The 12,743-nt window shown below is 56.2% G+C and carries 12 protein-coding genes, 1 pseudogene and 1 riboswitch; of the genes and pseudogenes, 11 read left to right on the top strand and 2 right to left on the bottom strand.

What is annotated here, in order from left to right; all coding sequences use genetic code 11:
* Positions 1 to 227: 227 nt before the first annotated feature.
* The 9 genes and pseudogenes from L6439_RS11180 to L6439_RS11220 form a co-directional block, all read left to right on the top strand.
* Positions 228 to 440: pseudogene (locus L6439_RS11180) on the top strand (acetyltransferase); the annotation flags it as partial.
* 219 nt (positions 441 to 659) lie between these two features.
* Positions 660 to 863, top strand: a complete 204-nt coding sequence (locus L6439_RS11185; protein WP_168181279.1) for a hypothetical protein — start codon at positions 660 to 662, stop codon at positions 861 to 863.
* Between the two features lie 91 nt (positions 864 to 954).
* Positions 955 to 1,917, top strand: coding sequence for a helix-turn-helix transcriptional regulator (locus tag L6439_RS11190; RefSeq protein ID WP_237096820.1), 963 nt, complete (start codon positions 955 to 957; stop codon positions 1,915 to 1,917).
* Between the two features lie 47 nt (positions 1,918 to 1,964).
* Entirely contained in the window at positions 1,965 to 2,963 is a 999-nt protein-coding gene (locus tag L6439_RS11195; RefSeq protein ID WP_237096821.1) for a BtrH N-terminal domain-containing protein, read from the top strand.
* A gap of 16 nt (positions 2,964 to 2,979) precedes the next feature.
* Positions 2,980 to 3,927: a hypothetical protein gene (locus L6439_RS11200; protein ID WP_213469736.1), complete on the top strand. Its 948-nt coding sequence runs from the start codon at positions 2,980 to 2,982 to the stop codon at positions 3,925 to 3,927.
* Positions 3,928 to 4,010: 83 nt separating this feature from the next.
* Positions 4,011 to 4,928: a class I SAM-dependent methyltransferase gene (locus tag L6439_RS11205; RefSeq protein WP_213469737.1), complete on the top strand. Its 918-nt coding sequence runs from the start codon at positions 4,011 to 4,013 to the stop codon at positions 4,926 to 4,928.
* 334 nt (positions 4,929 to 5,262) lie between these two features.
* Entirely contained in the window at positions 5,263 to 6,141 is an 879-nt protein-coding gene (gene rpoD / locus L6439_RS11210; RefSeq protein WP_213469738.1) for an RNA polymerase sigma factor RpoD, read from the top strand.
* 191 nt (positions 6,142 to 6,332) lie between these two features.
* A riboswitch (FMN riboswitch) is annotated at positions 6,333 to 6,477 on the top strand.
* A 112-nt stretch (positions 6,478 to 6,589) separates the two neighbouring features.
* Complete coding sequence (locus L6439_RS11215) at positions 6,590 to 7,513, top strand: DMT family transporter (protein WP_168181284.1); 924 nt, start codon at positions 6,590 to 6,592, stop codon at positions 7,511 to 7,513.
* An 823-nt stretch (positions 7,514 to 8,336) separates the two neighbouring features.
* Positions 8,337 to 8,729: a helix-turn-helix domain-containing protein gene (locus L6439_RS11220; RefSeq protein ID WP_168181285.1), complete on the top strand. Its 393-nt coding sequence runs from the start codon at positions 8,337 to 8,339 to the stop codon at positions 8,727 to 8,729.
* 161 nt (positions 8,730 to 8,890) lie between these two features.
* Here the strand turns inward: L6439_RS11220 and L6439_RS11225 are convergent, their stop codons facing one another.
* Positions 8,891 to 9,421 carry a hypothetical protein gene (locus L6439_RS11225; RefSeq protein ID WP_168181286.1) on the bottom strand — a complete coding sequence of 177 codons (531 nt, stop codon included), beginning with the start codon at positions 9,419 to 9,421 and terminating at the stop codon, positions 8,891 to 8,893.
* Positions 9,422 to 9,705: 284 nt separating this feature from the next.
* Complete coding sequence (coaA, locus tag L6439_RS11230) at positions 9,706 to 10,626, bottom strand: type I pantothenate kinase (protein ID WP_168181287.1); 921 nt, start codon at positions 10,624 to 10,626, stop codon at positions 9,706 to 9,708.
* A 257-nt stretch (positions 10,627 to 10,883) separates the two neighbouring features.
* Here coaA and L6439_RS11235 point away from each other — a divergent pair, with 257 nt between their 5' ends.
* Together L6439_RS11235 and L6439_RS11240 are read left to right on the top strand one after the other, a co-directional pair.
* Entirely contained in the window at positions 10,884 to 11,588 is a 705-nt protein-coding gene (locus L6439_RS11235) for a response regulator transcription factor (protein WP_168181288.1), read from the top strand.
* A complete protein-coding gene (locus tag L6439_RS11240) occupies positions 11,585 to 12,571 on the top strand; it encodes a sensor histidine kinase (RefSeq protein ID WP_213469739.1) in 987 nt (328 codons plus the stop codon). Before L6439_RS11235 ends, L6439_RS11240 begins: the two co-directional genes overlap by 4 nt.
* Positions 12,572 to 12,743 lie beyond the last annotated feature (172 nt).

A 12,743-nucleotide genomic window follows, 5' to 3' on the forward strand; every position in this document is an offset into this window, starting at 1 on the left:
CAATGATCTGCTAGTCCTATCCTCCGCAGAAGGAAGAATGCGAAATGCTATGGATAGGATTGGTCTGGGCTTTTGCCTCCATACGGGACGAGAACGGCTCTGCTCAGGAAGCGGAGCTTCTCTGTGCGCATGCATGGCAACCTCCTATCCATGATCGGATAAGGAGGTTTTTTTATGAGGACCTCCCTTTCCGGCGCATGTTCAAATCGAGTCCCTGAAAGGATGATATGAGTATGGCAGGACCGAACCCGCAACACAAGTATCCGATCCCCGGAAATAAAAATGTGCAGTTCATCCGCAACATCATTACGATGCCCAACATCGCCGCAGGGGAATAGTCGTACTATGATGCCAGGAACGGAGAATCGTTCGAGGAGCAGGTGTTGTACCAATATGAAGCGGTCGGGACCAAGCTGATCATCGGAAAATTTTGCTCCATCGCCGCGGAGGCGGTAGTCGTCCGGGATGTGGAGCCCTATACGATAGCGGGCGGCAATCCTGCCCGGCATCAAGCAAGGACATCGGGAAGGGCCTATTACGTCGGCGCCGGTGCCCTTATTTTCGGGAACTGGTACGACATTTTATGTCGTACCGCCCGTTCTATAATGGGGGTGCATCACCAATAATAACAGGATAAATGAAATGAGGTTGCATCAAAGATGGCAAAAACAAAGCGCGGCAAAGCGTTATGGAAGCTGCCTTCCCGGGGCCGGGGCACGTGCCCGATGTGCAGCAGCACGCGCATCAAGCTTCTCTACTCCGTGACAAATACGGCCGGCAGTACATATCAAGTGTGCAAGTACTGCCGGAATGCGCCGCAGTCCAAGATTGATATGATTTCCGGCCAACCCGGCGTGTCATAGCGTACGGAGCAGGACACCCGCTTCCTCGGACTTAGGAAGCGGGTGTTGTCATGAAGCGCAGGGTTGCGCCAGGCTGAGCGAGAATGTTGTAATGAAGAAGCCGGGCTCAAGCCGCGGCAGCGGACGGAAGGAAGGGGCGGAGAATATGAGCAATATGCACCGGATTCAATGGTTCGATCAGCAGATCAGGGCAGGGCTCTACCCGAACAGCAGCAGGCTGGCGGAGCGGTTCGAAATCTCGAGGCGGCAGGCGCAGCGGGATATCGAGTATCTGGAAGTCTCGCTCCGCGCTCCGCTGCTGTATGTGGCCAAGCACCGGGGCTATGTTTATGAGGATAAGGCGTATATGCTGCCGCTGCTGTACATTACGGAAGAAGAACAGGACGTGTTGAGATTCCTGGCTCATCGGTACCGTCAATATAACTATGAGAACGCGGCTGTCGTGCAGCGCATTGCCCATGTGCTGGAGCGCTTCGCCGGGCCGCCGGAGGAGGTTGGGGAGCATCGCCTGCCGATCTTCTCCGCTCATCCGCAGCGGATGCAGCATTGGCAGCTGCTGTCCCATGCGATCCGGGAGCGGCGCATTGTTCAGATCCGCTACCGCGAAGGCGGCCAAGAAGCGGAATTGCCGATCCGGCCGCTTCATTTTACTTCAAATTATAATTCGGACTATATTACGGCTTATTGCGAACGGTCATGCAGAAAGCGCGCCTTCCGGCTGGACGGCATTCTCCATATGCAGGTGACGGCAGAGAGATTCGATCTGGACGCGATAGAACGCACGGAGTGGGAAGACGCGCCGATACCCCAGAGAAAGCCCTATCTGGCCCGCATCGAGACGGGACGTCCGCTGGATGGGGAGTCGTGGCACGGTTACCCGATTCGCCCCGTGCATGATTGTATTTACGAAATCGAGTTCTATGACCCGGACTCCTTCATGCAGCATCTGCTCGTGGCGGAGTGGGAGCGGCTGCTGTCCCCGAAATGGCTGCAGGCGAAGCTGCGGGATCGATGCGGGCGCATCGCTGCCCGGTTGGAGGAACAAGGGCAGTAAGCTGTGGAAAGGGAAGGAAGCCGATGCATCGGCAAGGGAGGGACACGGTGTCAAGTATCTATTTGGAGCAAATTCGGATGAAGCGGGAATCGAAGTCGTTCACTGACAGCTTGTATGCGATTTTGACGGCGGCCAACGGGTTCGCCGGCCCGAAATATTTGCTCTCCGGACTCAGCGGGATGGCGTTCAAGTTCTCTGTCCATGAGAAGCTGCTGCCCCTGTCGGTTACGGCCTATGGGCAGTGGGGGAGCGAGCATTATCCGGCGATAGACAACCTGGGTGTTTTTACGATAAGTGATGGAGGCAGAACGAGGCATCCTTCGTTCCGCTATTACCAGCAGGATGCCGTACAATGGGTGAAGGAGAGTCTGGATCAGGGGCGGGGCGTCATCTATTGGATCCCGGAATTCGGCGTCATCCACGGCTATGACGATGAAGATCGGGTCTTCTACATACAGGACGGTTGGTCAGAGGACAGTCAAATCCTGCTCTATGACAACTTCGGATTGAACGTCACCCCGTTCTGGCACTGTGAGGTGGTGGGAGAGCAGGTGGCGGTGGACCGCTCGAAGCAGGTGCTGGAATCGCTGCGGCTAGCCGTCCAGGAGTGGGAGACCCCATACAAGACGCTGCCGTCCACCGAGATTGGTTCCGGCGAGCTGGCTTATGATTTTCTCATTCGCGGCTTGGGGCACGGGGATTATGACGAATACGGCGCCGTCTATATTATCGACTCGTATATTCAATCCCGGCGCGAGATACGCTCCTACCTGCATGACGAAGGCGGGAGCTTGCCCGGCTTGGGCGAGGCCGTTCCCATCTATGACCGGCTCATCTCTGTTCTGGCGGATGCGTCGGAATGCATCGCCGTGCAGGGCGGAGCTAGACGAGTCGAGCGGAAGCGGCTTGCGTCCCTGCAGCATGCGATCGCCGCAGCGAAGAAGCTGGACGGGGAAGCGATTGAGCTGTTCCGCGAACTGTCGGGACAATATCCGGATCCGAAAAGGGAGACGATCCCGCGATGGGGATTCCATATCCCAAGATGAAGGAGGGGGAGGAAGGATGGCTTCGATAAGGCTGAACCGCTTGCGGCCGTCTGGCGCGTCGGGTTCCTACATAGAGGCGATGCATGCGATATTGGCTCATGCCGGATGGATTGACTGTTCTCCGTCGACGCTTGCCGGGATGACGGCGTCCTGCTTCCGCTTCACGGTCAATCGAAGGCTGACGAAGGAGTCGGCGACGGCGTACAATTGGATGGCGGAGCATTTTGTCGCCGGGGAGTTCATCGGTGTAACGACAAGCCAGCATGCCGGCTTTTCCTTCCAGGCTACGTTTCCGCTCTACCAGAAGAGAGCCGTGTCGCTGCTGGCCTCTTCGATTGATAAAGGGAGGGGAGGCGTGTTCTGGAAGGATCGCTTCGTGATCGCGACCGGATATGATGACGCGCGCAGGCTGCTGTATTATGCGGATGGAAGCGGCAGGGAGGAGAACGTGATGTCTTATGACGAGTTCGGGCGAAATGAGTCGCCCTACTGGTATGTGCAGGTTTTTGAAAGCCAAGTCGCCGCCGATCCGGTTGACGTCTATAAAGAATCGCTGATTCAGGCGGTATTTAAGTGGGAGGCGCATGATCCGATGCTCCCGGAACCGGACTATGCCTGCGGCTGCCGCGCATATGACGCTATCATGGCCGCGCTGCAGAGCGGGGACTATTCTCCGGCGGAGGCTTGGAGCGTCTTGCGTGCCTATGCCGGATACAAACGGGATATTGCGCAGTATATGAACGAACTGCAACACGTGCTGCCGGATTCGGGCAGAATCGCCGCGCATTATTCGGAGGTGTCCCGAATATGGAATGATATTATCGGTGCGGGACAGGGAGCTCTTGGCGGGCAGATACCGTTATTCGCACAAGCTAAGCAGGCGGAGGAGAATGCAATTGAAGCGATTCGCGGCTTGATGAAGGAGACGATCGAGAACCGGTTCCATGATACGGGATTGCGTTAATGTAATGGTTGCAATTGGTGCGCGATGTGGTATCTTGTAATTAGTTACCAATCCTGGGTTCGCGATAGGGAGGCCGGTTTTCCATGGAAGTAAGCCAAATCAAACGTTCCGCCCTGATGTCCGCCTTCCTGCGCGGTCATCACGCCGCGCATGATCATCCCGCTATTTTGCGGGATGAATGGGCTCGCAAGCTGCTGAGCGAGGAGGAGCTAGCCGCGTTCGAAGCGACGATGGAGAAAGCATTGGAGGCAGCGATGCCTAACCAGGCCGCAGCTATGCCGGATCGGGCTGCCGCCGTAGCCTGCATGGTCCGGGATTACTTCCCGACCTCGCTGTTCCTTAGCCGGGCCAAGTACGCGGAGCAAATGCTGGAACAGGCGATGAGCCGGGGAGTCAAGCAATACGTCATTCTGGGAGCAGGAATGGATACGTTTCTGTGGAGGCGGAAGGACCTTGCCGATCGATTGGACGTATTCGAGGTCGACCATCCCGCGACGCAGGCCTTCAAGCAAGAACGTCTGGCCGGCTTGGGATGGCGCATCCCGCAGAATGCGCGGTTCGTGCCGGTCGATCTGACCCGGCAGCGTCTGGACGAGGCTCTTCGCGCTGCGGGCTTCGATTCAGGGGCGCCGAGCTTCGTCAGTTGGCTGGGCGTGATCCATTATTTGCCACAGGACGATGCCTTCGCCACGCTGCGCATGATTGCCGGGATCTGTCCGGAAGGCAGCGAGATCGTATTCGACTATTGGGATACGGAGGCGTTCCTGCCGGATCGGGCCGCCTATCGGGTGAACTGGATGCAGGAGATGCTCCGATATGCCGGGGAGCCAATGCTGACCGGGCTGGATCCGGCTTCCATCGCCGGGCAACTGCGTGAATCCGGCTTGCAGTTGCGGGAGCAGCTGTCTCCGGAGGCGATACAGGAGCGGTACTTCATGAACCGGTCGGACGGCTATTATGCGTACGAACACGCTTATTTCGTCCATGCTGCGGTCTTATAACTTCATACTAATCGGCAAGCCCCCATCTGTTCTCCGTTCCCGACGAATAGATGGGGGCTGATTGGCGTACTATTTGCAGCAGGGATCAAAAAAACTTCCCGCCCGCGACGAGAAGCTGCATTTGCAATCCACACGAAAATGAAGGAAAATAGAGAATGCCAGAAATTGAAAAGCAATCACTTCTTGAATTATGTATTGAAACTGTCACGAAAGTATGATAAACTATCCGTTGCCAATTGTTTATGTGCACATTTATTTTTGATCTTAGCACATTCGGCATATTGTGTCAAGAATAATATATACATTCCAGCTAGCGGGTTACAGGGGGGATTGGATGCTTACGAACGATCAACAGGACTACGACCTGATGCTGCCACCCGGGATCAAACTCGATGACCCTGTGCGCATGTACTTAAAAGAGATAGGGCGCGTACCGCTGCTGTCCGCAGAGGAAGAGATCGAATTGGCCAAGCGGGTCGTCCAGGGGGATGCCGAAGCGAAGCAGAGACTCGCGGAGGCGAATCTCCGTCTGGTCGTCAGTATTGCAAGACGGTATATCGGGCGCGGCATGATGCTGCTCGATCTGATTCAAGAGGGCAATATGGGCCTGATGCGGGCCGTGGACAAGTTCGACTACACGAAGGGCTACAAGTTCAGCACGTATGCGACATGGTGGATCCGCCAAGCGATTACGCGATCGATCGCGGATCAGGCACGGACGATTCGGGTTCCGGTTCATATGGTAGAGACGATTAACAAGCTCAACCGGATCTCGAAGGAGCTGCTGCAGGAGTTCGGCCGGGAACCGACGCCGGAAGAGATCGCGGTCAAGATGGAGATTACGCCGGATAAAGTGCGGGAGATTATGAAGATCGGCCAGGAGCCGGTCTCGATCGAAACGCCTGTCGGCGACGAAAATGACTCCAGCCTCGGAGATTTCATCGAGGATCAGGAGGCGCTCGCGCCAGCGGACGCCGCGGCGTATGAGCTGTTGAAGGTCCAATTGGAGGATGTGCTCGACACGCTGACCGAGCGGGAGCAGAACGTGCTGCGTCTCCGCTTCGGCCTGGATGACGGGCGTACCCGGACGCTTGAAGAGGTAGGCCACGAATTCGGGGTGACCCGCGAGCGAATCCGGCAGATCGAGGCAAAGGCGCTCCGCAAATTAAGACATCCGAGCCGCAGCAAGCGGCTGAAGGATTTCCTCGAATAAGCGGGCTGAGTTGCCGTCATGATGCACTTATAAGACAAGATATGCTGCCGAGGGGCACGCGTTCTGATGCGCGTGTCCCTTTTGCGTCTCTGGACTGACACGAAATTTTCAGTTGAAGTGCGGATAATTCAAGTTATAATGAAGAACGGGGCATGACACCCGCGAGGGACATGCCTACGAATGATTTGAATGAGGATCTTCAGGGCCAGGTGGAATTCCTGACCGGCGGTAAGGCGCTGTTGTCCAGCCCGAGCCCGCGACTCGCCGCTGTTAAGCGGCGACTGATTTGGTGCAAAGCCAAAGCCGACGGTATAGTCCGGATGGAAGAAGATCGCTTATCCCGATTCACGTGGTATATGTTGTCTGTCATCTTAACCACATATGATCATTGGCGAAGTAAGTCTTCTTAGGCCTAGATCCTGTTCAACGACCGTGGAGGTTATTGAATATGGACGAAGCATTGCAGCCGGGACATGGTGCTGCCCGCGCATCTAGAGGGATCTGGTACGTCGTGCTGGGTGCCGCTCTGTGGGGGATCGGACCGGTCTTCCGCACCTTTGTGCTGGATTATTTGACATCCACACAGATCGTTTTAGTTGAACATCTTATTTTGCTGCTGTTCGCGGCGCCGGTATTGTGGGTGAACCGCCATGAGCTGAAGAACATTACCTGGCGGCATCTTGTGGCGCTGCTCTTCCTGTCCTGGGGCGGATCCGTCATCGCGACCATTATGTTCACGGACGCATTCGTGATGGGCAATCCGAACGCGGTCCTTCTGCTGCAGAAGCTGCAGCCGCTGTTCGCCATCCTGCTGGCGCGCTTTCTTCTGCGGGAGAGACTGCCGCGCGGCTTCGGGCTGCTGCTGGTGTTGGCGGTAGCCGGCACCTATCTGCTCACGTTCGGCTGGACTTTGCCGATCGGGCATGTGCGCGAGGTCATCGGCGTAGGCAGCTTGCTCGCGCTCGGCGCCGCATTCCTGTGGGGCGGTTCGACCGTCATGGGGCGATTGCTGCTGAACGATATGAAGTATGAGACCGTTACGGCACTCCGGTTCGCGCTTGGCCTGCCGTTATTGTTCGTCATCACCTGGAGCGAACATCCGAGCTGGGACATCCCCTCGGGCGAGTGGGGGAAGCTGGCCTTCTACATTTTGCTGCAAGTGTTGCTGCCGGGTCTGCTGAGCTTGCTGCTGTATTACCGGGGCCTGGCCGTCACGAAGGCTTCTTATGCGACGCTCGCGGAACTGTCCTTCCCATTGGTCGGAATGGTGGTGAACTGGCTTGTCTTTCAGGAGGTCGTGACCGTGGCGCAAGTGGTTGGATTCGCTTTGATCTGGATTGCGCTGTTCTGCGTGGCCCGTCAGCAGGAATAATGTCATCTTAATGGTGACGTTGATTCCGTTGCCCAACTGGCTGCAAAATGACATGAATATAAAGCCATACCCATGGATGGAAAGCGAAAATGGGCGCAAATGATGCGCTATTGCAGGAATGGCATCCGAGAGCGGCTGAAATAGCGTAATTTCCCGCACACTTCTGGCTGTTGGAAAACCCCTGTTTTTTGCGAGGGTTGATTACCTGCCTAATCGAAACTTGGCATTCAGAGCGTCATCGCCTTCTGGAGATATCATAATCTCCTGGGGTTTTCACGTGTGGAGGGAATTGCTGCTATTTTACAGGAATTTCGGCTCAATGAGTCCACATTCCGAGGAAATGCTGCACAGCTACATCATTTTAGGCCCTTTTGAGCTGAGTCGAAGAGAAACGTGTGAAATTGCTGCAGTTTTACAGGATTCCCTTTCTGGTGAAGTCGTCCCTACGGTATTGCTGTATTTGTGCAGGATTTTGCCTGCTGAATCAACGTGTTTTGAGAAACCGAGTCGTTATGAGGACTTCGCTGGGAGACAAGTCCCGCGCTTCAACCCTCTTTCGCGGCTCGTCCCGCAGCCCCATTCCCGCCTCCATCCTCTCTTTTGCTTAGAACATACAATTTCCGGTCGCATACATGATGCGGTTATTCTACGGATTCTACGGCGGCTGCCTTTGGGCAGCCGCTTTTTGGCGTTTGAAGGCATGCCCGCAATTGTCAGCATTTGTCGGTTGTCCCGCATACGAAATCCATTTAATATCAGTACAGGACAGCCGTCAGTTGGCAGAATCTGCTGAATTATTTCGTTGTAAGGAGCTATGGGCATCATGTCTTTTTGTGCAAAAACATCCATGAGACAGCTAAGGCAAGAGAGAAGACGCAAGGGACTATGCGCACAGTGCGGGAATGCATCATCCCAATACTTATGTCAGCGCTGCAAAGCGATGCGCCGCAAGCCCGAGCCGAAAGGGTTCCGGGAGTATCCGATCCAGCGCAAGCTCAAAAGCGGCTTGAACGACAAGCGCCTCTACGAGGATATGATCCGCCTGAAATTGCGAACGGCCGACATCGCCCGGTATTGCGGCGTGACTCAGCGGACGGCCGAGAAATGGGTATTCGAAGGCAGCGTGCCGAACCCGGAGCGCGTAGTCAAATTATGCGAGCTGATGGGACGGGAAGTCGGCTATTATTACCCCTTGTATAAATGGAAGAACAAATAACATGCCATCTGCATGCGAACAGGGCGGAGCCGCAACAATGCAGCTCCGCCCTGTTCATAATCGCCGCGATTGGCTCTGGCGATCCGGCCAGCGGCTCGCTCCTTGGACTTGAGCCTGTGCGGCCGCGAATGCGGGGGGGGGGCATGAACGCCCCCTGCAGGCTATTCGCCGAGAAGCCGAAGCGAATCGAGCGTCTGCATGACGAGGGCGCCCAGCTCGCCCAGATGACGCTCATCGATTGGCTGACTGAACGTCAGCACGATGCGATGCGTCCCTTCGTCCGCGGCGGGAGAAGCTGCCCCGATCCGAGGAGGGACGGGAATCGTCCGTTCCTGCCGCATGATGACGGCGCCGCCCCAGATGGAGGCCAACCGTTCTCCCATCTCGCCCGCCCGCGCCGTATAATCGCCCGCCAGCTCGAAGGAGAGCTCCAGCCGGGCGCCCGGCTCTTCCCCGACAAGCCGCAGGCCGCGCAGCTCGGCGGCGAAATCGGCCAATCCGCTCGCAAGCGTCAATACGGCGGTGCAGGTCTCCCCGGGCCGCTGCACGCGCATGCGGAAGGTCCGCCCGAACCCGGCGAGATCGATCAGATCCTCCCGCCCGATGACGAGCCATTCTCCTTCCTGATCCATATCATAGATTTTGCCTTCCAGCACGACCTTCAGATTGTCGAAAATCGTAGGATCAAACATGGTCCAAGCCTCCTGCGCAACATGCGAATGATGAGTACGATCATAATACAAATCCGCGCCTGCTGCAAAAAAAGCGGGAGGCGGACGCGGGCATTCGGGTATTCGCCGCAGCCCGCGGCAGGGAGCGTGCCGGACAGAAGCGAAGGCGGAGCGGATTTGGCCAGCCGGGGCATAGGGCGGGAGCTTGGCGCCGGAAGGGCGGCCGCTCTGAACAACAAGAGCAGCCCTTGAAGCGGGCTGCTCTTGTCTGGCCGGATGAACATCCGGGGAGTCATCTCATGATGTTATTTGCGCAGAAGAATGTCGCGGATCCGATGATCGGCGGCTTTGCTTAATATGAGCTTGGCGCGGTAGCGGGTAGGCAGTATATTTTCGACCAGATTGACCTGATTGATGTCCCGCCAGATGTTCTTCGCCCGCTGAACCGCTTCTTCCTCGGTCAAGCCAGCATAGCGGTGGAAGTAGGAATCCGGATTGCGGAAGGCGGTGTCCCGCAGCAGGAGAAAGCGCTCAATATACCATGTCTCCAGGTCATGCTCCCGCGCGTCGACATAGATGGAGAAATCGAAAAAGTCGCTGACGAACACGCTCGCTTCCTTGCTGACCTGCAGCACGTTGATGCCTTCGACGATAAGAATATCCGGCTGGCACACGGCAATGCGCTCTTCGGGCACGATGTCATAGGACAGATGCGAATAGACCGGCGCATGCACCTCGCTCACGCCTGACTTGATATCCATCAGGAAGCGAAGGAGCCGCTTCGTGTCGTAGCTCTCGGGAAAGCCTTTCTTATTCATCATGCCCCGTTCCTCGAGCGTCCGGTTCGGGTACAGGAAGCCATCCGTCGTCACGATGTCGACGCGGGGGTGTTCATCATATTGGGACAGCAGCGCTTGGAGAAGCCGGGCGGTCGTGCTCTTCCCTGCGGCGACGCTACCGGCAATTCCGATAATATAAGGAACGTTCTCGGTGGCGGTGCCCAGGAAGGAAGACGACGACGCCTTCAAATGCTGCGCCGCGGTCACGTAGATATGAAGGAGCTTCGCCAGCGGAAGATAGACCTCCTCCAGTTCGTCCAGGGCGATACGCTCGTTCAATCCCTTCAGCTGATTGAACTGTTCGGCGGTCACCGACAGATGGGATTGGCCGTTCAAGCGGGCCCATTCCGACCGCTTCATAGTGATATAGGGACTCAGGTTATGCATCGTTCTACCTCTCGCTCCGATTAATAACTTCAACTGGAATATTGATAAGATAATAGACTCACATATCATGTTCCAAAATGGGCGATGTTGTCAAGTAAGTTCGCCTCTCCGGCCGCCGAAAAGAGTCTCAAGGCGGGGCGCGGCCGATTGATTTCTCGCCCCGTATATGCTACATTCGGTTCATTCTTGGTTCGGAGCGAATTGCAAGCAAATGCCCCGGCACGGGCCGCGCGGCATGGAAGGAAGGAGCATTGAACTTGTATAAAATCATGATCGTCGAGGACGATCCGAAAATCGCGCACTTATTGCAATCTCATATTGAAAAATACGGCGACCAAGGCATTATCGTCGAAGAGTTCGATCGGGTGCTCGATCAATTCAAGGACATTCAGCCGCATGTCGTCCTGTTGGACGTCAATCTGCCCAGCTTCGACGGGTACTACTGGTGCCGCCAGATCCGCACCGTCTCGACCTGTCCGATCCTGTTCATTTCGGCGCGAAGCGGAGAGATGGATCAAGTGATGGCGTTAGAGAACGGAGGGGATGACTATATTACGAAGCCATTCCATTCGGAGATCGTGCTGGCGAAGATTCGCAGCACGCTGCGGCGGGTATACGGCGATTATGCGGTCAAGGCGGACGAGCGCACGGTGGAACGATACGGGCTGGCGCTCTATCCCGAGCGGCTGGAGCTGCGTCTGGACGGGAAGACGATTATGCTGACGAAGAAGGAAGCGATTCTGGTCGAGACGCTGCTGGAGCGCTGTCCCCGCGCCGTCACCCGGGAGCTGATTCTGGACAAGCTGTGGGATGACTCGTTCGTCGATGACAACACGCTAAGCGTCAATATTACGCGGGTCCGCAAGAAGCTGGCGGAGCTCGGCATCGGTGACGCCCTGGAGACCGTGCGCGGCGTCGGCTACCGGCTGAACGTGACCTGGGAGGATGAGCAAGCCCTATGAATCTGTTCTGGCGTGAGCATCTTCCGTTGGCCGGATTCACCTGCCTCCAGCTGCTGCTCGTCCTGCTGGTCTTCTGGTATGACGGGTATGATCGTCCGCTGACTGCGGCGTATGCGCTGTTCCTCGGCCTTTTCGTCTTCGCCCTGTATCTCGGGTACCGCTACGCGACTCATCGGCTCATGTACAAGCGGCTGACCGATCCGCCGGCTTCGCTGACTTCCACGATTCAGCTCGCGGACGCGGCTCCGTTGTCCCGGGCGGTGGACGAGACCATCGATCACCAATACCGCTATTATCAACAGCAGCTGAAGGTGTGGGAGCGGAAGCAGCAGGAGCATCTGGCCTTCATGAACCAATGGGTCCATCAGATGAAGACCCCGCTCTCGGTCATTGAGCTGATAACGCAGGATGCGGAGGATCCGAAGCTTGCCAGCATCTCGGAGGAAGCCGATCAGATGAAGCGCGGGCTCGAAATGGTGCTTTATATGGCGCGGCTCGATACGTTCGAGCATGACTTCCATGTGGAGAAGAAATCATTGCGCGACATCGTTCATGAGGTCGTGCACGAGAATAAGCGTTATTTCATCCGCAGCTATGTCTATCCGGATATTCAGATCGATCCGGAGCTGACGGTCGAGACGGATGTGAAGTGGCTGCGCTTCGTCCTGCAGCAGATTGTCACGAACGCGATCAAGTATTCGGCCGGCAGCCGCACGAAAGTAACCGCAACCGCCTATACGGAAGGGAGGGCCGTCGTCCTTGAAGTGACGGATCGCGGAGCCGGCATACCGAAGCAGGATGTGAAGCGGGTGTTCCAGCCCTTTTTTACGGGGGAGAATGGCCGGAAATATAAAGAATCGACCGGCATGGGATTGTATTTGGCGAAGGAGATTATCGGCAAGCTGAATCATGAGATCGAACTGGAATCCGAGGAGGGCCAAGGCACGACGGTCCGGATTATTTTCCCGTTCGCTCATACTTGAACGACCGATGAGGGAGCGATCCCTTGTCGGTTTTTTGTTTTATCAACCATCATTTGGATCGAATCTTACAAAGGTGTAGAGTTTTTGAAAGATTCAGCAATAGGACGAAAGGGAAAACAGGATTACACTAGGATCATAAGCTTCTACGCTCGAGACACTGGGCGTTCCAAAA

Origin of the sequence: Paenibacillus dendritiformis, from assembly GCF_021654795.1 — a bacterium.
Taxonomy (GTDB): Bacteria; Bacillota; Bacilli; order Paenibacillales; family Paenibacillaceae; genus Paenibacillus_B.

Excerpts from the sequence above, each read along its gene's own strand:
- L6439_RS11185 (WP_168181279.1), top strand. The coding sequence starts at position 660 with ATGGCAAAAACAAAGCGCGGCAAAGCGTTATGGAAGCTGCCTTCCCGG.
- L6439_RS11190 (WP_237096820.1), top strand. The coding sequence starts at position 955 with ATGAAGAAGCCGGGCTCAAGCCGCGGCAGCGGACGGAAGGAAGGGGCG.
- L6439_RS11200 (WP_213469736.1), top strand. The coding sequence starts at position 2,980 with ATGGCTTCGATAAGGCTGAACCGCTTGCGGCCGTCTGGCGCGTCGGGT.
- L6439_RS11205 (WP_213469737.1), top strand. The coding sequence starts at position 4,011 with ATGGAAGTAAGCCAAATCAAACGTTCCGCCCTGATGTCCGCCTTCCTG.
- rpoD (WP_213469738.1), top strand. The coding sequence starts at position 5,263 with ATGCTTACGAACGATCAACAGGACTACGACCTGATGCTGCCACCCGGG.
- L6439_RS11215 (WP_168181284.1), top strand. The coding sequence starts at position 6,590 with ATGGACGAAGCATTGCAGCCGGGACATGGTGCTGCCCGCGCATCTAGA.
- L6439_RS11220 (WP_168181285.1), top strand. The coding sequence starts at position 8,337 with ATGTCTTTTTGTGCAAAAACATCCATGAGACAGCTAAGGCAAGAGAGA.
- L6439_RS11225 (WP_168181286.1), bottom strand. The coding sequence starts at position 9,421 with ATGTTTGATCCTACGATTTTCGACAATCTGAAGGTCGTGCTGGAAGGC.
- coaA (WP_168181287.1), bottom strand. The coding sequence starts at position 10,626 with ATGCATAACCTGAGTCCCTATATCACTATGAAGCGGTCGGAATGGGCC.
- L6439_RS11240 (WP_213469739.1), top strand. The coding sequence starts at position 11,585 with ATGAATCTGTTCTGGCGTGAGCATCTTCCGTTGGCCGGATTCACCTGC.